The 21,203-nt window shown below is 50.7% G+C and carries 18 protein-coding genes and 1 pseudogene; 5 read left to right on the forward strand and 14 right to left on the reverse strand.

Annotated features, from left to right (window positions below):
- Positions 1–591 (reverse strand): annotated as a pseudogene (locus ACLUXO_RS05345) (IS1634 family transposase); the annotation flags it as partial.
- 543 nt (positions 592–1,134) lie between these two features.
- Between ACLUXO_RS05345 and ACLUXO_RS05350 the strand changes: the two are divergent.
- Positions 1,135–1,359 (forward strand): helix-turn-helix domain-containing protein, encoded by a 225-nt coding sequence (locus tag ACLUXO_RS05350; protein ID WP_412136646.1) that lies wholly within the window; start codon positions 1,135–1,137, stop codon positions 1,357–1,359.
- A gap of 73 nt (positions 1,360–1,432) precedes the next feature.
- Here the strand turns inward: ACLUXO_RS05350 and ACLUXO_RS05355 are convergent, their stop codons facing one another.
- From ACLUXO_RS05355 to ACLUXO_RS05370, 4 genes are all read right to left on the reverse strand, one after another.
- Positions 1,433–1,642, reverse strand: a complete 210-nt coding sequence (locus ACLUXO_RS05355) for a hypothetical protein (protein ID WP_412136647.1) — start codon at positions 1,640–1,642, stop codon at positions 1,433–1,435.
- A gap of 69 nt (positions 1,643–1,711) precedes the next feature.
- On the reverse strand, positions 1,712–1,897 hold the full coding sequence (locus ACLUXO_RS05360; protein WP_412136648.1) for a hypothetical protein: 186 nt from the start codon (positions 1,895–1,897) through the stop codon (positions 1,712–1,714).
- 117 nt (positions 1,898–2,014) lie between these two features.
- Complete coding sequence (gene argH, locus ACLUXO_RS05365; protein ID WP_412136649.1) at positions 2,015–3,397, reverse strand: argininosuccinate lyase; 1,383 nt, start codon at positions 3,395–3,397, stop codon at positions 2,015–2,017.
- Positions 3,398–3,432: 35 nt separating this feature from the next.
- Positions 3,433–4,659, reverse strand: a complete 1,227-nt coding sequence (locus ACLUXO_RS05370; RefSeq protein ID WP_003611079.1) for an argininosuccinate synthase — start codon at positions 4,657–4,659, stop codon at positions 3,433–3,435.
- A gap of 567 nt (positions 4,660–5,226) precedes the next feature.
- Between ACLUXO_RS05370 and ACLUXO_RS05375 the strand changes: the two genes are divergently transcribed.
- Positions 5,227–6,132 carry a LysR family transcriptional regulator gene (locus tag ACLUXO_RS05375; protein ID WP_412136650.1) on the forward strand — a complete coding sequence of 302 codons (906 nt, stop codon included), beginning with the start codon at positions 5,227–5,229 and terminating at the stop codon, positions 6,130–6,132.
- A gap of 18 nt (positions 6,133–6,150) precedes the next feature.
- On the forward strand, positions 6,151–7,056 hold the full coding sequence (locus ACLUXO_RS05380) for a LysR family transcriptional regulator (RefSeq protein ID WP_412136651.1): 906 nt from the start codon (positions 6,151–6,153) through the stop codon (positions 7,054–7,056).
- Between the two features lie 44 nt (positions 7,057–7,100).
- On the opposite strand, the gene ACLUXO_RS05385 is transcribed toward ACLUXO_RS05380, so the two are convergent.
- Genes ACLUXO_RS05385 through ACLUXO_RS05395 form a run of 3 tightly spaced genes read right to left on the reverse strand, consistent with a single transcriptional unit; the run spans position 7,101 to position 10,599 of the window.
- A complete protein-coding gene (locus ACLUXO_RS05385) occupies positions 7,101–7,724 on the reverse strand; it encodes a hypothetical protein (protein ID WP_412136652.1) in 624 nt (207 codons plus the stop codon).
- A gap of 16 nt (positions 7,725–7,740) precedes the next feature.
- Positions 7,741–8,142 carry a hypothetical protein gene (locus tag ACLUXO_RS05390; protein WP_412136653.1) on the reverse strand — a complete coding sequence of 134 codons (402 nt, stop codon included), beginning with the start codon at positions 8,140–8,142 and terminating at the stop codon, positions 7,741–7,743.
- Positions 8,143–8,163: 21 nt separating this feature from the next.
- Positions 8,164–10,599, reverse strand: coding sequence for a hypothetical protein (locus tag ACLUXO_RS05395; protein WP_412136654.1), 2,436 nt, complete (start codon positions 10,597–10,599; stop codon positions 8,164–8,166).
- A 196-nt stretch (positions 10,600–10,795) separates the two neighbouring features.
- Between ACLUXO_RS05395 and ACLUXO_RS05400 the strand changes: the two genes are divergently transcribed.
- Complete coding sequence (locus ACLUXO_RS05400) at positions 10,796–11,464, forward strand: hypothetical protein (protein WP_412136655.1); 669 nt, start codon at positions 10,796–10,798, stop codon at positions 11,462–11,464.
- Here the strand turns inward: ACLUXO_RS05400 and ACLUXO_RS05405 are convergent.
- Positions 11,450–12,355, reverse strand: a complete 906-nt coding sequence (locus tag ACLUXO_RS05405; protein WP_412136656.1) for a LysR family transcriptional regulator — start codon at positions 12,353–12,355, stop codon at positions 11,450–11,452. The genes ACLUXO_RS05400 and ACLUXO_RS05405 overlap by 15 nt on opposite strands.
- A 368-nt stretch (positions 12,356–12,723) precedes the next feature.
- Here ACLUXO_RS05405 and ACLUXO_RS05410 point away from each other — a divergent pair, with 368 nt between their 5' ends.
- Positions 12,724–13,659 (forward strand): LysR family transcriptional regulator, encoded by a 936-nt coding sequence (locus ACLUXO_RS05410; RefSeq protein WP_231521532.1) that lies wholly within the window; start codon positions 12,724–12,726, stop codon positions 13,657–13,659.
- Positions 13,660–13,736: 77 nt separating this feature from the next.
- Here the strand turns inward: ACLUXO_RS05410 and ACLUXO_RS05415 are convergent, their stop codons facing one another.
- The 5 genes from ACLUXO_RS05415 to rpsA form a co-directional block, all read right to left on the reverse strand.
- A complete protein-coding gene (locus ACLUXO_RS05415) occupies positions 13,737–16,598 on the reverse strand; it encodes a YfhO family protein (RefSeq protein WP_412136657.1) in 2,862 nt (953 codons plus the stop codon).
- A 121-nt stretch (positions 16,599–16,719) separates the two neighbouring features.
- Positions 16,720–17,973: a tetratricopeptide repeat protein gene (locus ACLUXO_RS05420; protein WP_412136658.1), complete on the reverse strand. Its 1,254-nt coding sequence runs from the start codon at positions 17,971–17,973 to the stop codon at positions 16,720–16,722.
- A gap of 115 nt (positions 17,974–18,088) precedes the next feature.
- Positions 18,089–18,364 carry an HU family DNA-binding protein gene (locus ACLUXO_RS05425; protein ID WP_002877566.1) on the reverse strand — a complete coding sequence of 92 codons (276 nt, stop codon included), beginning with the start codon at positions 18,362–18,364 and terminating at the stop codon, positions 18,089–18,091.
- 203 nt (positions 18,365–18,567) lie between these two features.
- Positions 18,568–19,875 carry a ribosome biogenesis GTPase Der gene (gene der, locus ACLUXO_RS05430; RefSeq protein WP_412136659.1) on the reverse strand — a complete coding sequence of 436 codons (1,308 nt, stop codon included), beginning with the start codon at positions 19,873–19,875 and terminating at the stop codon, positions 18,568–18,570.
- Between the two features lie 76 nt (positions 19,876–19,951).
- Complete coding sequence (gene rpsA / locus ACLUXO_RS05435; protein ID WP_300615706.1) at positions 19,952–21,157, reverse strand: 30S ribosomal protein S1; 1,206 nt, start codon at positions 21,155–21,157, stop codon at positions 19,952–19,954.
- Between the last annotated feature and the right edge of the window lie 46 nt (positions 21,158–21,203).

Genomic DNA, 21,203 nt, shown 5'->3' on the forward strand with positions numbered 1-21,203 from the left:
TGAAACGTAGATTTTCTCGTTCTTATCGTGGGTGGCGTTCCAGCTGTTCAAGAAGTCGACCCTGTCATTGTCATCAATCTCGCGAATGAAGCGCGAGATTGTAGAGTCGCTGTAAATCTTATTCTGTGGCGTCATCAAAGGGTGGTTGTAGGCATAATCCGGGAAGTGCTGAGCCACGTTGCTTTCTGCGATAACTGAATACGCGGCGAGATCAAGAAGCAGCCCTTTTCCCCGGTCATCCCAGCGCTTCAAGTGTTCAGCGAGCTTGTAGTCTTCAATAATTCGTCTGACTACAGAGAAGGCACCAATTCGGATACAGCTGCTTCTGGATTCGTTGACTGGTTCAGCCGCAGTTCCTTCGGCAGGAATCTCAACATCAGGGAAGAACTTTTCGAAGTTAGGGTTAGGAAACATCATTCCCGGATGATCTGGGTCGGCTTTCCCGATGGTCGTTCTTCTGGCGACGTTGTATTTCTTCTCGGGGAGATACTCTCTAGCATAAGTGTATTCGATGTAGGTAGTCTTCCCCCGTTTATTTCTGGAAATTTTACCAGTGTTCTTAGGAATATTAACCAGGCAGTTGTAGTACATGATGGCCTCCTTTGTTGAGTATGATATCATACTCAAATTATAACATAGAAAAGCACATCAATGCAAGCAAAGATGTGCTAAAAATGTAGTATTTTTGCGGGTTTAGGGCACTTTCTCAGAGGACTTGAGTTTGATTGCTCTGGGAAGTTAGCATTAAACGTTCTTCCAGCTTCCTGCCGATTTTTTCCGCCCGCTTCAAGCGCGCATAGTAGTATAACCAGCCAATACCGAGGAATGCAAAAATTACTGCTATAACTACATCAATGTTCATTTACACATTTGCCATGATTAGGGTCAGTCCCTCCCAAGCTAGCCACTTGAATAGTTATTCCGCTCTTAATCACGGCTCCCTCTTTTCTAAATTTTTAGTTATCTCTTATTATGACTATAACACACCAACTTTTAAATGATCATCTATATTTCCTGTCAAAAAGCATGCCAATATCAGAAAAAGTCCTCTGCATCCCTCTTTTTTTCTCTCGCGAAATAATAACTCCAGCGTTATTATATTCATATAGTGTTAGGAAAGGACATCTAAATCAAATGAACGCGCTGCAAAAATATCTCGATCAAAACGGTGTCACTCGCTACCAAGTAGCTAAACAAACTGGGATTGCTAATACGACCTTGGCCAACGCCGTTAAAGAAACTAAGCCTTTGTCCAGGCAAACCGTCAAAGTCATTAGTGCAGTTGCACAAGCCTTGGGTAAGACGCCAGGCCAAGTCCTTGACGATCTGATTGAACTTGATGAGGATAATTCAAAGTAACTATTTCTCATCTAGTTTTCCATGCAAAAAGTCGCTTAGAAGATCTCTAAGCGGCTTTTTAGCTCTTCAACATTTAAAAAAGCTTCTTAAATATCGAATGAATCATATCGAATATTCCAATTATGGACAGTACTATTAGTCCTAGTATTAAGTCACCATAGCGATCAAAGAACCATTTTATAAACCAAAGAACTGCCACTACGAGGACAATAAACAATATCCATTCACAACCGGATTTCTCATCTTTATTATCCTGCTCAGTATCCCATGGCTCTTCCTTCATCTTCTACCACCACATTCCTTCTGCTAACTTAAAGAGGCTGCTCACCGCTCCCGACTAGAAATTTCCTCTTTACTCCTCAAGCATCTTTCTGCGCTCTGCAATATATTCTTCCATGAGCTCCAGATCTTCCGCGGTTGCCAGCTTCAAGATAAAGTTTTTCGCCGCTGACCGCTTGGTAATATAGGCCTTCCGCTCCTTGTTGGCCTCATCCCACTTCTTGTTTGCTCTCCTTTGCGCTTCGCTTACTTTAGCCATTCCATTGCCTCCTAATAATATGTTTTCTTCCTCCAAATTATACCATCTCCACGCCCTCTTCCTCTACCTAAAAAAGCGGATCAAGCCTTGCAGCCTGGTCCGCCTTTTGCGTTTATTCTAATTTTCTTCCGCCAGCTTGCCTCTGACCTCATCAACCTGCTTTTGGACTGACTCCGGCGTCGGTCCTCCCAAAGAAGTCCGCTTGGCCAGACAGTTATGCAGGTCAATTGCCTGGTACAAGTCTTCCTCAAACAAGTCGCTGTAGCCCTTGTAAGTTTCAAGCGGCAAGTCTTCTAAAACCGTGTCCTGGTCGATGCACAAGGCCACCAATTGCCCGGAAATATGGTAGGCATCTCTAAATGGCATCCCCTTCTTGGTCAAATAGTCCGCCAAGTCCGTCGCGTTAATAAAGCCCTTCTGCGCCGCCTGGTGCATGGCCTTCTCATTGGCTTCCAGGGTCTTGATCATCGGAATAAAAGTCTCCAGGCACAGCTCAACATTGTCGATGGCGTCAAACAAGGCTTCCTTGTCTTCCTGCATATCCTTGTTGTAGGCCAGGGGCAGTCCCTTCAAAGTCGTCAAAATCGCCATCAAGTCCCCGTAGACCCGGCCGGTCTTCCCCCGGGCCAGTTCGGCCATATCAGGATTTTTCTTCTGCGGCATGATGGAAGACCCAGTCGTATAAGCATCCGCCAGGCGGACAAAGTGGAATTCCCAAGATGACCACAAGATCAGCTCTTCGCTTAAGCGGGAGAGGTGCATCATCACCAGGGCCAAATCACTTAAATCTTCCACCACATGGTCCCGGTCGCTAACCCCATCTAAACTGTTGGCTACCGGAGCCTTAAAGCCCAAAAGTTCCGCTTCATAAACCCGGTCGATCGGGTAAGTCGTCCCGGCCAGGGCGCAGCTGCCGATTGGCGAATAGTTCATCCGCTCTTCCATCTGCCCGAGACGGTCCAGATCCCGCATAAACATGTAAGCATAAGCCATCAGCTGGTGGCCAAAAGTGACCGGCTGGGCCCGCTGCAGGTGGGTATAACCCGGCATGAGACTGGCCTTGTACTTTTCTGCCTGGTCGCAAAGAGCCGCCACCAAATCTTTTAAGAGCTGCTTGATCTGCCCGTTTTCTTCCCGCATATACAAACGGATATCCAGAGCCACCTGGTCGTTTCTTGACCGGGCCGTGTGCAGCATCTTCCCGTCCTGGCCGATCCGGTCAGTCAAGGTTTCTTCAATAAACATATGAATGTCTTCAGCGGCCGGATCGATTTCCAGCTTGCCGCTATTTAAGTCAGCCAAGATGCCCTCCAGGCCGGCAATGATTTTCGCACTTGCTTCTTCAGGAATAATCCCCTGCTTGGCCAGCATCTTGGCATGGGCAATGGAGCCGGCTATGTCTTCTGGATACATTCTTTGGTCAAAACGGATGGATGAGTTGAAGTCGTCCGCGATCTGGTCAGTCTTACCGGAAGTTCTGCCGGCCCACATTTTTTTCATATCACAATCACCTAATCTAAAAAACTTGTCCCGTCTTACTTTTTCTTGGCGTCCAGCTTGGCTTGCACCTGGATCGGCAGGCCGAAGAGGTTGATAAAGCCTGCAGCTTCCGCCTGGTCATAGTCTGATTCGTCAAAAGTTGCCAGTTCAGTTGAGTAAAGGCTGTTTGGCGAAGTTACCCCGGCCTTGATGATATTGCCCTTGTAGAGCTTCAGCTTGACCGTCCCGGTCACGCATTCCTGGGTCTTGTCGACAAAAGCAGCCAGTGCCTCTCTTAATGGGGTAAACCATTGCCCGTCGTAAACCAGTTCCCCGTATGTAATGGCCAGTTCAGACTTCTTGTGCTGAACCTGCTTGTCCAGGGTGATGGTTTCCAGGTATTCGTGGGCAAAGTAGAGAATGCTGCCGCCTGGAGTTTCATAAACCCCTCTTGACTTCATCCCGACTAAACGGTTTTCGACCAAGTCCAAAAGGCCAATCCCGTTTTCCCCGCCGACCTTGTTCAGCTTCTCCAGCATTTCCATTAAAGGCATTTCCTGCCCGTTTAAGGCAACCGGCACGCCCTTTTCAAAGTCCAGCTGCAGGTAAGTTGGCTTGTCCGGGGCATCCAGCGGTGACACGCCCATTTCCAAAAAGCCCGGCTTTTCATAAGTTGGCTCAAGACTCGGGTCTTCCAAATCCAGCCCTTCATGGCTTAAGTGCCAGAGGTTCTTGTCCTTAGAGTAGTTGGTCTCCTTGCTGATCCGCAAAGGAACATTATGAGCGGCGGCGTAGTCGATTTCATCTTCTCTGGAAACCAGGTCCCATTCCCGCCAAGGAGCAATGATCGGCATGTCCGGGGCAAAGTGCTTGATCCCTAATTCAAAACGAACTTGGTCGTTGCCTTTACCGGTTGCCCCGTGGGCAATCGCGTCCGCCCCTTCCTTAATCGCTACTTCCGCCAGGGCCTTGGCGATCAAAGGACGGGCGTTGGCCGTCCCCAGCAGGTAGCCTTCGTACTTGGCATCAGCCTTCAGACATGGCAGCAGGTAATCGTTGACATATTCTTCTTCCAAGTTGGCCACGACCAGCTTGGCCGCCCCGGAGTTCTTGGCCTTTTCCTCCAGCCCTTCCAGTTCATCCCCCTGGCCGACATTGGCTGAGACCGCGATAATTTCCGGGTTGTTGTAGTTTTCCTTCAACCAGGGAATAATCACGGAAGTGTCCAGGCCGCCGCTGTATGCCAATACGATTTTCTTGATCTTGCTCTTGTCGATGTTCATTAATATTCTCTCCTGTAAAATTCTAACTTACTTTTAATCTGTTCCGTTAGTCCGCCTCATTTTTATCACCTTTTCTATCAAAAAAGCCGCCCTTTTGCTAATTGCAAAAGGACGACTTGCTCGCGGTACCACCTTTAATTCCCAGCTATATCCGGCTGGACCCTCTTGATTCTTAACGCGAATCAAACGATGGCCGCTTCTCGGTCATTTTCCCGGCTGCGTTCCCCGCGCTGGCTCTGTTTCCTCTCAACTACGAAACTCGCTTGAAGAGTCAGGGGAGCGGGTACTACTTCCTTCGTTTAACTTGTTGGATTTAATTCTAACAGGTCTCTCATTTTATGCAAGCCCCTTTTACAAACTTTTTTGAATTTTTCTGCAAAAATCTACATAAAGCGCTTGCCATTTTCACGGCAAAGCCCGTCCTGATCGCATTCATCCTAAATTGATAATATTTTTCGCTTTTTTGATCAATTTTTTAAACCAGTTCTTTGACTTGGACTAAATAATGGGGTATTCTGTGCTCATAACGAGAGCAAACAAAATTAATCAGAAAGACTAATACTATCCATGAATACCGATAAAATCAAAATTTTCCTTGATTTAGCAGAAAGCCTGAACTTCTCGCGGACTGCTCAAAACATGAATATTACCCAATCGGCTGTTTCCCAGTCAATTTCTTCATTAGAGCGCTACTTAAATACCAAGCTCTTCTACCGCAGCCGCAAAGAAGTCAATTTGACCCCGGCCGGCCAGCTTTTTTACCAGGGGATGCAGCCGGTCATCACCCAGTTCAACAAGGCTGTCACCCATGCCCGGGAAGTGGCCCAGTCAGTCAACACTCTCTTGACCATTGGCTTCTCCGGGTCCGGTTATGACCGCTACGCCATCAACCAGTTGATCAATGAATACCGGAAGGTCAGACCGGAAGTCAAGATCTTCTTGGAAAATTACGACCACCGGACCATGGTTGCCCGCTTAAAGCAGGGCTTTTGCGACGTGATCTTGACCAGACCAGAATCAATCGACTCCGGCATCACCTTGACTTACGAAAAGCTGCTGGAAGGACGCTTTTACGCTGTCTGCAGCAAGAACTACTGCTACATGGGCAATTCGCCCGTTACCTTGAAGGACTTGTCTAAGGAGCGCTTGATCTTCCTGGACAACAGCTGGTGCCTGCCCAAGCAGAACTCCCTGCAGAATGCCTTAAGCCGGGACCTGGCCAGCCTGGACTATGCCGTGGCTAACAACATGGCCGACTACATCCAGATGATTTCCGCCGGCCTGGGCATCGGCATCTGTGCTGACTTTGTCGTCGACCCCAGCGATGACCAGCTGGAGCTTTTCCCTTTGGAAAAGGAAGTTACTGATGAAATCGGCATGGTCACCTTGAAAGACCGGAAGTCACCGGCCGCCGATTTTATCGCCTGGGTCAAAGAGCGGGGGCTGCCGGCCACCCACCCGGTCACAGAATAAGGAGCTGGAGAGCAAAGAATGAACACAGAACACTTGGCAATTTTTATTAACCTGGCTGAAACCCTGAGCTTCTCCGGGACAGCCATGAATATGGGGGTCTCCCAATCGGCGGTCTCCCAGACCATTTCCTCGATGGAACGCTATATCGGGGCCGACCTTTTCTACCGGACCAGAAAGAAGGTCTCCTTAACCCCGGTTGGCAAGGCCTTTTATGAAGACATCCGCCCTGTCCACCACAATTACGTGGACACTTTAAGGCAGCTGGAAGCCCTAAACGAGCAGGCCAGAGACAAGATCACCATCGGCATCAGCAATTCCCCTTACGAAATCTTTGCCTTGTCTAAAAGCATCAAGGCCTACCAAGCGGAAAATCCCAAGGTCCAATTTTACATCGAAAGCCATAACAACCGGGACCTGGTTGGCCTCTTAAACGAAGGCGCCCTGGATATCGTTTTCTTAAGCCAAGACTCCTTGAGTCCGAGTGCCAATGTCAAATTCAAGCCGCTTTTAACAGGCAGGTACTGTGCCGTTTTCCAGCAGGACTATGATTTTGCCATCCGCGGATCGGTCAAGCACAGCGACCTGGACAAGCAAAGAGTTATCTTCTTAAGTGACAATATCTGCACCCCTGGCCAGTACTCTTTGCAAAAGATCCTCTGGCAGGAACTCCCCCACCTCAAAGTAACTTCCGCCAACTCCATCAACGCTGCCATGCTCAGCATCAAGGCCGGCCTGGGCATCGGCATCCTGCCTAACTTCCTCTTGCCTGACCAGCTGAAGGACTTGACAGTCGTTCCCCTGTCCGGCAAAAACGAGGTCAGCTATGGCACAGCCATCCCCGAGCGGACCATGTCTACCGCCAGCCAAGCCTTTTATGACTGGCTGGAAGAAAGCAAATTGCCAGCCATGCATGAACTGGCTTAAATTAAAAGGCTAGAAGCACTTACTGCTTCTAGCCTTTTTGCATGTTATTTCAAATTTTCCTTGGCGGTCAAGGCCAGGTCCCAGGCCAGCCAGTCGCCACTGCTTTCTGAGCCCAGCCACTTGTCCAGCCTGCCCAGGCTGACCCCGGTCAATTTCACCCAGGCCGCCTTGGTCAAGCCTTTAGCCGCCAGGCTGCCAGCTGGCACTTTTTTCAAAAAGGCCAGGTCAGCTGGGTCATAGAGGGCGCTGGCCCGCAAATTATAGGCCCGCTCTTTAACCCCCATGAAGACCAGGCTGTGTGCGATTGCCGCCAGGGGCAGGCCGGTCTGCTCGCTCCATTCTTCCAAGCTGAGGCACTGGTCAATGGGCGTCGGCGCCAGCGGGAAAAAGTAGTTTTTCTTCCAGGCCAAGGCCTGCCTTGGCACTTCCTGGCCCCGGTCAGCAAATTCTTCCTGCAGAAGCTTGATATCCTCGTCATACTGGCGGATCAGCTTGGTCTGGTAGGCCTTCAGCTTGATCAAGGTCGGCATCTCTTTCCTGGGAACAGCGGCCTGCTGGGCTGCCGTGTCGGTCAAAAGGGCCCCAAAAACGATCTGCCAGCGGCTTCTCCGCTTCTCGTCCAAAATCTCCTTTAGTTCATCCCCGCCCAGCTGGGCCAAATCCGTCATTGCCGTCCCTCTTTTCTTAAGCCAGGGCTTCCTTCAGCGGCTTAAAGCGCTTGTCGCCCGTGGAAAAATCTCTGACTAGCCACTGGAAGTCACCTTCATACTTGCAGTACAAAAAGCAGCAGGCAAAGTAGTCTCCCTGCTCTTCAGTTGCCCGGTCAAAAACTTCCGTGTCCACGTAATTTTCCAAGACCAATTGGTCTTCATGCTCGTCCCGGTAGTAGGCCCAGCTTTCTTCCGCCGTCTTCCCCAGCCTCTTTAAGTCACCTAAATTGACCAGGGCCAGGACTTGCTCATAATCCTGGTAGTTTTCCTCCAGAATCCGGCCGGCTGTTTCCAAGTCCCCGTCATGGTCCAGGACCAGGCTGGAAACGGTATTGTCTTTTTCTTGAACGGCAATCATGCTTTGCGTGTCGGTCATCTTATTCTTCTTTCTAAAAAATTACTTGAAAAAGCGGTCGAAGAAGCCCCGCGGCTTCTTTTCCTCGCTCTTGGCGGCTTCTGCGGCCTCCTTGGCCTGGGCCAGTTCATCCTGCAGCTTCTGGATCTGGTCGGCCTGCTCCTTCTTCTCAGCTTCTGCCTGCTGCCGCTTTTCAGCCTGGGCTTCCTTTTCCGCCAAAAGCTGGGCATTCTGTTCAGTGACCTTCATCATCCGGTCCATCATTTCGGCATTCTTCTTGAGGTATGGAGCAATGTTTTCACCCATTCTCTGCCCCTGGACTTCCGCGGCGGCTCTGGCCTTTTCCATTTCAAAGCGCTCAGCCGCGATCCCGGTTTCCTTCTCATAGCGCTCAGTCAGCAAGTGGTTGCCCTGCCAGAGGTCCATATTGGCCATCTTGACCGTCAGCCCCTGGCTGTCAAAAGTCTTGCAAATCTCAGCTGAAGCCGGCAGGTAGGCGAAGTAGCGGTTGATGTCGTTGCCCTTGTTGGGGAAGACCCGGGCCGGAATCATGCATTCCGGATTGTCCCGGGTAAAGGTGATTTCCCGCAAGGTCGCCTCATCGTGCAAGAGAATGCTCCAGTTCCGCCGGCCCAGGTCCTCAACAATATTGTAGTTCTTCATGTGGAAGTAGTACTTGGTTTCCGTGTTGACCAGGCCGTATTCTTCAACCAACTGCCAGAAGGCGTGCTTAACCGGGTAGAGGAAGTCGTGCTTGAGCTTCAAGTAGTCCTCGTCATCCATCTCTTCCAGCCAGCGGTCGATCTGCCGGGTCAGGTAAAGGAAGAGGGTGTTGTTCAACCAGTGGCCGTGATTGTCGGTATTGCCATCCAGGTATTCAAAAAAGTGGATGTCCGCGTCCGTCTTCTTGCGGAACTGGTTGCCCTGGCTGATCACGTAGCCCCTGCGGCCAACTTCAGTCAACAGCTCGATGTCCTTGCCCTTGCTGTTCATGCTGAAAATGGCCACCGGTTCCACCCCCAGTTTCTCGCCATGCCGGTTGCTCCGCTTTTTCAAAAAGCTCTGGGCAGCGCTGGAAGAAAAGAGGGAGACTTCCGGGTCATCGATGCAGATCGGGGTGATGACCTGGTCTTCATCCATGTAGTGGTCGGTAAAGTTCCAGATATTCTTGTTGATAACCTTGGGGTTGGAGCTGTAGGCGCTGACCCGGTCCTGCTTGCTCAAGCTCTTGCCGGCCAGCAGCTTCTTTCTGACCGCTGCCGTCATCCCGAAGAGCTTGTCTTCTGAACTGGCCTGAACGATCTCCTTGGTATTGCCGATGGTCAAGTTGGAGGCAATTTTAAGCAGGGTCGACTTGCCAGTTTCCCCCTGCCCGACCAGGCCGGCCACGATCGGGACGTCTTCCACGATCCCGTTTCGCTCATCGATGGCCTGGCGGATCTTCCAGATGCTGCCGCTTTCCAGGACATACATCAAGAAGGAGAAGGCAGCCTGGGATTCATTATCCTGCTTGCGATCCCGGTAGAAGCGGATAATGTCAAAAATTGCTGATACGTCCTGCCGGGTCGGCTTTTGGACCGCGACTGGTTCTTCCTGGTAGGAGTCGATTGCCGGCTTCTCCAGAATTGTCCCGGTCACCGGGTCTTGCAGGTAAAGGGGGCGCGGGTAGTGGGCCTTTTCATCCGGCAAAACAATGGCCTCGCCATTTTCATTGCCCTCGCCAAAGACGATCTGGCTGAGCCGTTTACTCAATTCCTCATCAGCCAGGATCTTTTTTCCCGTCAAGTTTTCCTTGTCAATCCCGCTTTTAAAGCGGAGGAGCTTGGCCGTCTTCTTAAAGGACACGCCGGCCTGACTTTGGCCTAATTGCCCCAGCCGGGTTGCTTCTTTGAAATCCTTTAAAGGTGCTTCAGCAATTTTATCTGCCAAGCCGCTGACTTCCAGCAGGTACTGGGACCGCTTGTCTTCTGCCAGGTCCAAATAGCCCTGGTAGAGCTCCTTGTCTAAAATATCTCTGGCCTTGGCCGGCAGCTCTTTGACCAGCTGCTGGACCATGGCCCAGTCGTCACCGGTCTTTTCCCCACTGCTTAAGAAGTAGGTCGCCCCCTGCCCCCAGTAGAAGCGGTACTGGTCTTTCCCGGTCAGCAGGAAGAAGTTGCTTTCTTTTTCCGGTGAAAAACTAACCGCCAGCCGGCCGGCAGCCAGTTTTTCCTTTAAGTCCGGGCAGTCGCTAGCTAAGAGCGGAAAAAGCCGGGACAGTTCACTTGCCGCGGCGAGTTCGGGAACTTCTTCCTCCCCAAAAAGCAGGCAGAACTTTACCTGCTTAAATAAGGGGCTGAGCTCCCGGTCCAGCAGGGCCCAGTCAGGAGCGGCCAGGGCGGCCGTCAGACTCCCGTATTCCTCCCCTGCTTCCTTGATGTCTTCCAGCAAGCCGTGCTGGATCAGTAACTTTCGCTGAGTATCAATAATCCTTGCCATCTGTCTTATTTCCCATTCATGACTTTTTGCCTGCTATATTGCAGACCTTTAACAAAATTATAGCACTATCCGGCCAGTTTTCGGCAGCGTTTACCCGCTTTACTGGCAAGATTCTGCGGATTTTTGCCAAAAGAAAGCCGGCCTGGGAAAAATAGTTTATCATGAAAAGAGAAAATAATTGAAAAGAGGAAAAATAATGACTATCTCCCAATATTTTATCCTGGGCTGGATTGGCTGCGGGATCTTCATCCTTTTTGCCTTGATCTGGCTCTTTGGCCTCATCACCAGCCAGCCGCGCCTGCGCTTTGCCTGCGACTTTTTCTTGGTCGGTGCCTTATTCATCATGTTGATTGGCTTCGGCGGCCGGCACAAGCAGGTCCTGCTGCAAGAGAAAAGGCAGGCTGCTATCGCCCTTAAGCACAAGAATTACGACCAGACCGGGGAAAAGTTCCGGCAAAACAGCACGGACATCGCCAAGAGCATCGATGAAGCTGCTACCAGCGTAACTACCGCCTGGCAAGATGCCTTAAAGGCGAATCAGCAAAAGAAAAAGAGCAAGAGCAAGAAAGCTCCCCTCTCCCCGTCTAAAGCTGTCAGCCAAGCTTTTAAGGACGAAAAGAGCCAGCTGGAAAAGGGCAAGAAAAAACTGCTCAAGCAGGCCGACCTTCTGGCCCTTCTCAAGCAGTATCAGTATAAAAATGCCAAAATTAAATATGCCAGCTATAAAGCGGTCCAAAAGACTGAACTGGCCTACTACAACGCCGTCGTCAGCATCAACGGCCTGACTTTGGCCCAGTACCAAAAGCAGGTCAGCCGGGCTAAAGAAAAGTACGACCAAGCCGCTAGTGAATTAGGACCACGTTAAGCCCCGGGTCTGGCAGAAGTCCACGATAAAGGAAGCCATCTTCTGGGCGACCTTCGGCTCTTGGGCCAGATTCCGGCTGGCCAGGCTGATGGTGTAAGAAGTATCTTCCGTTACCGGCACGGCAATAGCACCGGCAGATTCGTGATACTTGGACTTAGGCAAGAGAGCCACCCCTTCACCGATCGCCACCAGGTCAACCAGGGTCCGGACATCGTCTGTCACGCTGCTGATCTGGGGATGGATGTCATTTTTAGCAAAAACGTCAGCGATGATCCCGGCCAAGGCATGTTCTTCCCCAAAAGCCAGGTAAGGATACTGCTCGATCTGCTTCAAGCTGACCGATTTCTGCTTGGCCAGTTCATGGCCCGCCGGCAAGAGCAGCTCCAGCTTTCTGTGCATCATTGGTACTAAGTCAAAGCCGGCAATCTTTTCACCCGGCCGGGTAGTGACAATGGCCAGGTCAAGTTCCCCGCTTTGCAGCATGTCCAGGAGCTTGCTGGTCACGGCCCGCTTTAAATTAAAGTCGACCCGGTATTCCGGATTGACCTGCCGGTAGTCCTTGATCACATCGGTAATGAATTTATGGGCCACGATTTCAGCCACCCCAATTGACAGCTTGCCGCTTTCGCCCAGGGCCATCTCAGACAATTGCCGCCGCCCTTCCTGGATCTGCTGGACCCCGGCCTCGCTATACTCTTTGAAGACCTTGCCGTAGACCGTCAAGCGGATATTGCGGCCTTCTCTTTCAAAAAGGGGAACGCCCAGTTCCTCTTCCAGTTTCTTGACCGCGTAGCTCAAGGTTGGCTGGGAAATCCCCAGTTTTTCCGCTGCCTGGGCCATATACTGGGTCTCAGCCAGCTCGTTGAAGTATTCCAAGTGTTGAAAGTTCATGTCTTCTTCCTCATCGTTAAGTCTTAACTCTTATTTTTGCTAAAATTTTAGTTTTTAGCAAGAATTTAGCATTTTTTAAAACGTTTTTTAGCAATTTTCAAACTTTTTTGCCAAAATTTCCTGCTAAAAGCCGCCAACATAAGTTCGGAAATATATGATTTAGATTTCATATACCGCTTTCATTCCTCTTTCTTGATCGGAAAAGTCGCATTTATCCGAAAAAACAGCAGTAATTATTTGAATTTCACCGAATATTATGTCAAAATTGAGTAAGCATGATTGGCGTTGACTAATAAGAAAAAGGCGCTATAATAATCGTATTGTAAAATTTATTTTGTAAATTCATTCACTTAAAAGAGAGCATTAAGATGAAACAAGACGTACTTTACCAAATCTTGACCACTGCTGAAGACTGCCAGACAGTCAGCGATATCGCTAAGAAGCTTTTCCTGAGCCAGCCATATGTCAGCCAGGTTTTGAGCAAGGCAGAAAAGAAATACAATGTCGTTCTCCTGGAAAGAAGAACCCTGCCGATCGAACTGACTGAAGCCGGCCGGACCCTTTGCGACGGCTTAGCCAAGCTGCACAGCGACCAGATGAAGATCGAACAGGACCTGCGCCGCTTCACTGAAGAAGAGCAGTCCTACATCAAGATCGGTTTCTCCCCGATCTGGGCACCAGGCGAAAGTGGGAAGATCATCCCTGTTCTGCAAAAGCAGTTTGAAACCACCCGCTTTGAACTGATCAAGACCTTCTCCATCAACTCTGCCAAGCGTTTGATCGACAACCGGATGGTTGACATCTACTTGGGGCCGCTCCTGCGGGGGGAAAACTTGAAGAACTTCTTCCTCTTCCAGCCACGGATCTTCTTGATCATCCCTGAAACCAGCAAGCTTTACCAAGAAGGCAAGCGGGACGTTCCGTTCAGCCAGCAGCTTTTGATGGACCTGAGCGAAGAAAAGATGGTTTCCTTAAGCGATGACTCCGGCTTCCAAAAGACCGTTGACCACCTGCTTGAAGACCAGAACCTCTCCGTTAACAAGAGCATCAAGGTCAACGACTACGAAGTCGCCCTGCAAATGGCAGTCGGCGGTTTGGGCTGGACGGCAACTTTGGAATACATGCTGCCAGACCTGGACCCAGACCTTAAGTACAACCAGGTTGAACTTCCTCATACCTTGATCCAGTCAGACAACGGTTTGACCATCCACATGGACTCCAACGACCGGGCCAAGGAAGTTGCCCAGGTGATGACCAGACTGATGAAGGATGATCTGGTTGCCCGCAAGCTGATCAAGGAATAAAAGCAGCAAATTAAAAATATGCAGACAAAAAACGAGCCAGCTGGCTCGTTTTTTTATTGGCATTTGACTATTAAAAGCTATTTTTCTTTTTTCTTGGCTCGGAATTCCCGCCGCCATTCTTTGTGACTAACCGCGGCATAAGCCAAGATGGCTAAAGCCGTCAAGAGTGAAATCAACAGGCCGCTTCGCAATCCCGGCGTCCGGTAAACCAGGCGGACGCGGTGCTTGCCTGCTGGCATTTTGAAGCCGACAAAGGCCGTGTTGGTCTTAAGGACCTTGACTGCCTTACCGTCAACCGTAGCCGTCCAGCCGTTTGAATAAGGGATGGTTGAAGTAACGACACCAGCCTTCTTGCTAGTAAAGAGGCCAGTCAGCTGGTTTTGCGCGAGTTTCAGCTGCTTGACCCCCTGCTTTTGAATCTGCCGCACTTCTTTCGTGTATTCTTGATTCAAAGGAATTGCTACAACTTTGATCTTGAAGCGGTAGGTCCCCAGTTTTGAAGGCTGGAAGGTCAGACTATTGGGCAGAGTCTGGTAAGTGCCCATGTTCATGACCGCGCTGTCGACCAGGCGGTAAAAGGAAGTCATATCCTGGCTTCTCTGCACAATTGTTTCACTGCCCTTCTTCCCCGTTACCGTCAGTTTGTAGCTGGGGTCTGGTGAACCGGCCAAAAGGTGGTAGCGCCAGTACTTGTAGCGGGTCGCCTGCTCATTAAAGGTCTGCCCGGCCAGGCCGGCCTCCTGCTTGGCCTTCTTCAGCTCCAAGTCCAGCTGCTGGCTTAAAGTGAAAGGCTGGTAGGAAATCTGGCTGATCTCGACATGCAGCTCGCTTTTGCCCAGTTTGGCCTTTTCTTCATCTGACAAGTGCAGCTTCAACTTGTAGCTGGCATCAGAGTCCGTATAGGTCAATTTATTCTTGCTCAGCTTCTGGCCACTGGCAGCGACCAGGCTGGCCTTGATGGTCTTGACCCCAGTCAATTTCGCGGCTTTAAGGCCAAGCCCCTTGACCACCACCCCGCTGGCCAGAGCCCGCTCTTTTTGGCTCGCTGACAGCTTTTGGTAGCGGCTGGGGCTAATTGCCTTATAGCTTAGCCAAAGCAGCGGAAAGGCCTCTGTGGTCTTGTAGAGCTCGGCCTGGTAGACAGACTCTTGATTTTGGTCTTTTTTCTCCTTGCCAGCAGCGATCAGGTCGTAAGTCCCGGGCACCTTGCTGCCATTTACTGAGTATTTTTGGTTAAAAATATAGCGGACACCCAGGAAATTGTTCAATATTGTCCGGTCATCCAGCTGGTGGAAGGGAATGTTGTTATCATACTGCAGGTTGCCCAGGTCGGTCGAGAACTGACCCAGGTACTGGTTCTGGATGGAATAGTAAGATGACACGTTGGCCAGGCCGCTGGTCAAGTCGTTAAACAGCTTCTTCTGGCTGACAAACTGGTTATTTGACACCGTGTTGACCCGGTAAAAGCCGGCCGGCAGGATTTGGTTTAAACCGCCATAGCGGTCTTCCGCGATTTGCTCATATTCCCCCCTGACCAGCATGTTGGCCGCGAAGTTGCCGTTGTATGGAAGAGCCGCGTACAGGGCGTTAAAGGCCAAGTTAGCCGCTACAGTAAGCAATAGCGTCCGCTTTAAAGCCTGTCCTTCGTTGACCAGGTAGCTGGCCCCCAGACTGAGCAAGAGGAAGATGACCGGCAAGAAGAGCTTGTAGTCATTTTCCAAAAAGGACATGGCGACCAGGTAGATCAGGTAGATCCCGCTGACGGTAAAAATCAGCTGCATCTCCTTTTGACTAACCGCCTGCTCGCCGGCCGCCTTAACAAAGACCATTACGCTGAAAGCAAAAGGCAGGTACAAGAGCAGGGTCCAGCGGTTTGACGCTGACATCCCCCCGTTAAAGACTGCCCCGACTGCCGGAATCAAGAGCATGACTGCCCCTAATAACAGAGAAGCAGCAACCAGGCGGTACTTGCGCCAGTTACGGAAGAGGTAGACCAGGGCCGGCAGGATGATGCTGGCCAGGCCCAAGGCTGACCAGAACATCAACTTCCAATTGTCCCCGTCAATCAGTTCCTTTGGCAAAAGCAAATAGTAGTAGGCCGGATAAAAGGTCAAGCCATTGGCAAACTGGGACCCGGTCCGGGTGGAGTTGACCACGGCCAGAAGTTCTGGCAAAAGCAGGCCAGCTGACAAGAAGACCGCTCCTAAACTGGCAAAGAAAAGCTTCTTGATTGTTGGCCAGAAAGGAATCTTTTTCCAATAAGCCAGGCCCCAGCGCAAAAGCAGATAGATGATTGCCCCCAAGCCCAGGACAAAGGCCAGATAGTAGTTGCTGACCAGCATCCAGACAAAGACCCCGAATAAAGGCCAGGCGCTTCCTCCCTGCAAGAGCCGCTCCAGCTGGACCACGATCAAGGGAAAAAGGATAAAGGTTGTGGTAAACATTGGCTGAGCCAGGGCCGCGTACAGCAGGTAGGCATTGACCATGTAGACCCCGCTGCCAACCAAGATAACACCGTCTTTAAAGTCAAAGTGACGGGCAAAATAGACAAAGGCCAAGCCCACGCAGTAAAGGCGCAAAAGCAGAATCAGCTGGTAGGCAAAGACCAGGTGGCTGGTTGGAAACAAAAGAGCCAGGTAGGCAAAGACGTCACCAATCGTATAGTAAGAAAAGACGGAAAAGAGGTCACTGCCCAGGCCCATGGTCCAGGACCACTCGGCCGGCCCCTGGCTTAAGTGGCGCAGGAAACTGAGCACGTACTCCCGGTACTTGACCATCAAGGGCAGGTGCTGGTTGGCCGCGTCGGTGTTCCAGATCAGGCTGTGGCCCGTAATCAAGTAAGGTCCAAAAACGCAGGCCGCCAAAAAGAGGAAGAAGACAGAGTACTTCCAGTAGACGGCCCGGTCACGCTTTTTGTTAAAGCTGAATTGCAAAATCATCCCTCCAAAATGTTTAATGGTCTATCTTTCTATTTTACCGCTTTTCTCCCCTGCTCGCTAAAAGGCTGGAAAATATTAAAAAAGAAAAATGACCAGCAAAAGCTGGTCATCATCCAAAATTCTAATTTCTCAGCTGCTCATAAAGGTCCTGCATTTCCTGGTCATCTGGCACAAGCTGCAGGTACTTCTCCAGCAATTGCCGGGCCAGGTCGCCTTGGGCGCTCTCCTGGGCAAAGGAGATCATCCCCCGCAAGAAGGCAGGACTTGCCTGCAGGCTCTGGTAGGCCAAAAGATATTCCTGCAGGGCCTGGTCATATTTTTCCATTTCCTGGTAGGACCGGGCCATGTTCCAATGGGCCTGGGGCTCCAGGTCGCTATCAGCCAGAGAGGTAAAGAGGGCCAGGGAGTCCTCTGCCCGCCCCTGGGCTAAGTAGAGGTCGCTCAGCAAGAGGCGGAGGCTGGAATTGTCCGGATTGACCTCAAGGCCCCGCTGCAAGAGGTCTTCAGCGTCCTCAGCCTTGCCTAATTTGGCGGCTGCCTTAGCCCCGGTCAGGTAAAGCTCTTCATCCAGCTCATTGTAACCCAGGCCCGTCTGAGCGGCAAAGAGGGCTTCTTCTGGATTGTCTTCTTCCTGGTAGGCCTTGGCCAGGAAAGGATAAGCGTTGACGTAGTCAGGGCTTTGCTTGATAACATCATCAAGGAAGGAGATGGCCTTGTCAAACTGGCCTGCCTCTTCCATGATTACCCCGGCTTGGTACTTGGCGTCGATGTCCAGGAGGTCTTCTTTATGGTCATTGATAAAAGCAGCAGCTTCTTCATACCGGCCCAGTTTAGCCAGGGTCTGGAAGACCCGCTGGTTAAGGTTGACTTCCCCGAACATGGTCTGTCTTTGCCGCAAGTCCTGGTACAGAGGCAGGGCCTGGTCGTTCAAGTCGCTCATGTAGTCCAGTTCCGCCAGGCCAAAAGTAATGGCATCTTCATCCGGGGCCAGCTGCCGGGCCTGCTCCATCTTGGCCCGCGCCGTTTCGATCAGGCCCTCGCTTTGGTAGTAGTCAGCCTGGACCAGGAGGCTTTCCAGATAGGCATCTGAATCAGCAGGCACATTGTAAAGCAGGGTCAAGCCATCGTCCTCTGCCCCGTCATTGAGGAGGATTTCGGCCAAGTAGACCTTGAAGAGGTCTTCATTGGGAAAATCAGCGATCAAGCTGCGGTAGACTTCCTTGGCCAAATCAGTAAAGCCCAGGTCGGTCAGGTTTTCCGCCAGAGAGGCCAGAATCTCCGGATCATCGTTTTCCAGGGCCTGCTTCAAGAGGGCGCGGCTCTCACTGAAGCGGTGGCCTTGAATCGCGTCCAACAATTGTTCAGAATATGTCATCTTTGTCCTCACTTTCTGCTTACTATTGTACCGTAACTATCCAGTGAAAAAAGTTTTTTGCCCAAACAAAAAAACGCCAGAAATACCGGCGTTTCTTTATTTTAAAGCGCGTCAATTACTTAACAGCGTCCTTAAGAGCCTTACCTGGCTTAAATGCAGGAACCTTGCTTGCTGGAATTTCGATTTCAGCACCAGTTTGTGGGTTGCGGCCCTTGCGAGCTGCACGGTCACGAACTTCGAAAGTGCCGAAGCCGATCAGTTGCACCTTTTCGCCCTTAGCCAAGTCTTCTTGGATTGCTTCGAAAACTGCGTCAACAGCTTCTGAAACGTCCTTCTTAGTCAACTTAGTCTTTGCAGCTACTTCTGAAACTAATTCTGCCTTATTTGCCATGTGGAATTCACCTCCTATAAATTAGACTCGCGTCTAATCACTTCATTTCTCTTGCAGAAATGAGGGACACTGAGCGCTTGCTGCATTCAATTAATTCCCTGCTCTCTAAAATATCACAAGAACGTTGTCCCTACAAGGCTTTTAGCCCGCGGCTTAGCACTTTTTCAAGAGAATGTCACAAATTGAAAAAGAAAAGCCGGGTCTTACTTCCGCTTACGCGGCAGGATCTTGATCGGGGTCCCGGTGAAGTCGAAATTCTCCCGCAGCTGGTTGATCAAAAAGCGCTGGTAGGAGAAGTGCATCAATTCCGGATCGTTGCAGAAAACAACGAAGGTCGGCGGATTGGTCTTGACCTGGGTCATGTAGTAGACCCGGAGCCGCTTGCCCTTGACCATCGGCGCTGGCACCAAGCGACTGGCTTCCAGGAGCAGGTCGTTTAAGACGGATGACTGGATCCGCTGGTTCTTGTTCTCGTAAACTTCCTTGACCAGCTTCGGCAATTGGTCGATGTTCTTGCCAGTCTTGGCTGAAACAAAGACAATTGGGGCATAGTCCAGGTAGGAGAATTCTTCCCGGATCACCGCTTCAAAGTCCTTGCCGGATGAAGAGTCCTTCTTCGGCAAATCCCACTTGTTAACAGCGATAATCATCCCCAGGCCCGCTTCATGGGCGTAGCCGGCCACGTGCTTGTCCTGCTCTCTGATCCCAGTGCTGGCGTCCAGGACCAGAATAGCCACGTCTGACCGTTCCATGGCACTCATGGCCCGCATAACGGAGTACTTTTCGGTCTTTTCGTAGACCTTGCCCCGCCGTCTGATCCCGGCCGTGTCAACAACCCGGAACTTGGTCCCGTCCTTGACGAATGGCGTGTCGATGGCGTCTCTGGTCGTCCCTTCTTCGTTGGCCACAATCACCCGTTCTTCGCCCAACAAGCGGTTGACGATAGATGACTTGCCCACGTTTGGCCGGCCGATCACGCTGAAGGAGATAACCCCTTCTTCGGTCTTTTCAGCATCGGCAGGGAAGTTCTTGACCACTTCGTCCAGCAGGTCACCGATCCCTGTCCCGTGGGAACCGGAAACCGGGATTGGGTCGCCCAAGCCCAAGCTGTAGAAGTCATAGATATCAGTCCGCTGCTCAGGGTTGTCCGCCTTATTAACAGCCAAAAGAACTGGCTTATCGGCCCGGTAGAGCAGGTGGGCGATCCGTTCGTCCAGGCTGGTCACCCCCTGGCTGGCATCAGCCAGCATGACGATGACGTCGGCCTCTTCAATAGCGATTTCCGCCTGGGCCCGGATTTCTTCGTCAATCGTACTGTCTTCCCAGGTAATGCCCCCGGTGTCGATGATGCTGAACTGGTGGCCCATCCAGCTGGCCCGGGCATAGTTCCGGTCCCGGGTCACGCCTGGCCGGTCTTCCACGATCGCCACCCGTTCATTGATGATCCGGTTGAACATGGTTGACTTGCCCACGTTTGGCTGCCCTACGATGGCAACAATTGGTAATGGCATCTTTTCACCTCTTTTGCTTTCTATTGATTATTGTCAAACAAAAAGACCGACCAACGGTCGGTCTTTTTAGTGCTGATTAACGGTTCTTAAGTTGGTCACCGATCATGTCACCAAGTGAGAAGCCGTTGTCGTCGTTGTTCATGTACTTGCGAGCAACTGCGTCGTTGTTTGATGAACGACGTGCGCGAGGTCTGTCGTTTGATGAAGAAGCGTTCTCTGGATCAGCTTGCTTAATTGACAGGGAGATTCTTCTTTCACTTGGGTCAATGTTAAGAACCTTAACCTTGACCTTTTGACCTACAGTCAAGACGTCGCTTGGCTTGTCAACGTGCTTGTTGGAAATTTCTGAAACGTGTACCAAGCCTTGGATGCCGTCAGCAACTTCAACAAAGGCACCGAAGTTGGTCAAAGACTTAACTTCGCCTTCGATTACATCGCCTTCGTTCAAGCTTGAAGTAGCTTGTTCGAATGGAGATGGTTCAGTTTGCTTGATTGACAGGGAGATACGGTGACGGTCATTGTCGATGCCAATAACCTTAACCTTAACATCTTGGCCAACCTTCAAGACGTCGCTTGGCTTGTCAACGTGCTTGTATGAAATTTCGGAGATGTGTACCAAACCGTCAACACCGCCGATATCAACGAATGAACCAAAGTTGGTCAAGCGTGATACCCGGCCTTCAACTACGTCGCCGACAACCAGTTGTGAAGCAACGTTTTCAAAGGCTTGTTCGCGTTCTTCTTCGATCAGTTCCTTGTGGGAAAGGATCAGACGGTTCTTAGCCGGGTCGATTTCAGTAATCTTAACCTTGATGGTCTTGCCGATGTATGGCTTAAGGTCTGAAACGAAGCGGTTTGAGATCAAGCTTGCTGGCAAGAAGCCGCGGGTGCCGACATCAACGAGCAAACCACCGCGAACTGATGAAGTAACCTTACCTTCGATAGTCTTGCCTTCTTCGAAGTCCTTTTGCAGCTTGTCGTAAGCTTCACGTTCCTTAACGCGGGTTACTGAGAAGAAAAATTCACCGTTTTCCTTGTCACCACCTGCACGACGAACTACGTAAGCCTTGAAGGTATCACCTGGCTTAACTTCGTCACGCAAGTTGACACTACGGTCGTTGGTGAAATCACGGCGAGTGATTACACCTTCAACGCCGGCGCCTTGAACACCAACGTTAATTTGGCCATCTTCAACGCTCAAAACGTTAACGTCAACGATGTCGCCCACCTTAACTTCTTGCATTTGAGCAAGAGCATCTAAAAATTGATTGTTTTCTGACATAAATACAAAATGCCTCCCTGTTTATTCGTTCTCTATTTTACCGAAA

This window comes from Lactobacillus delbrueckii subsp. bulgaricus (assembly GCF_046938665.1).
GTDB classification, from domain to species: domain Bacteria; phylum Bacillota; class Bacilli; order Lactobacillales; family Lactobacillaceae; genus Lactobacillus; species Lactobacillus delbrueckii_C.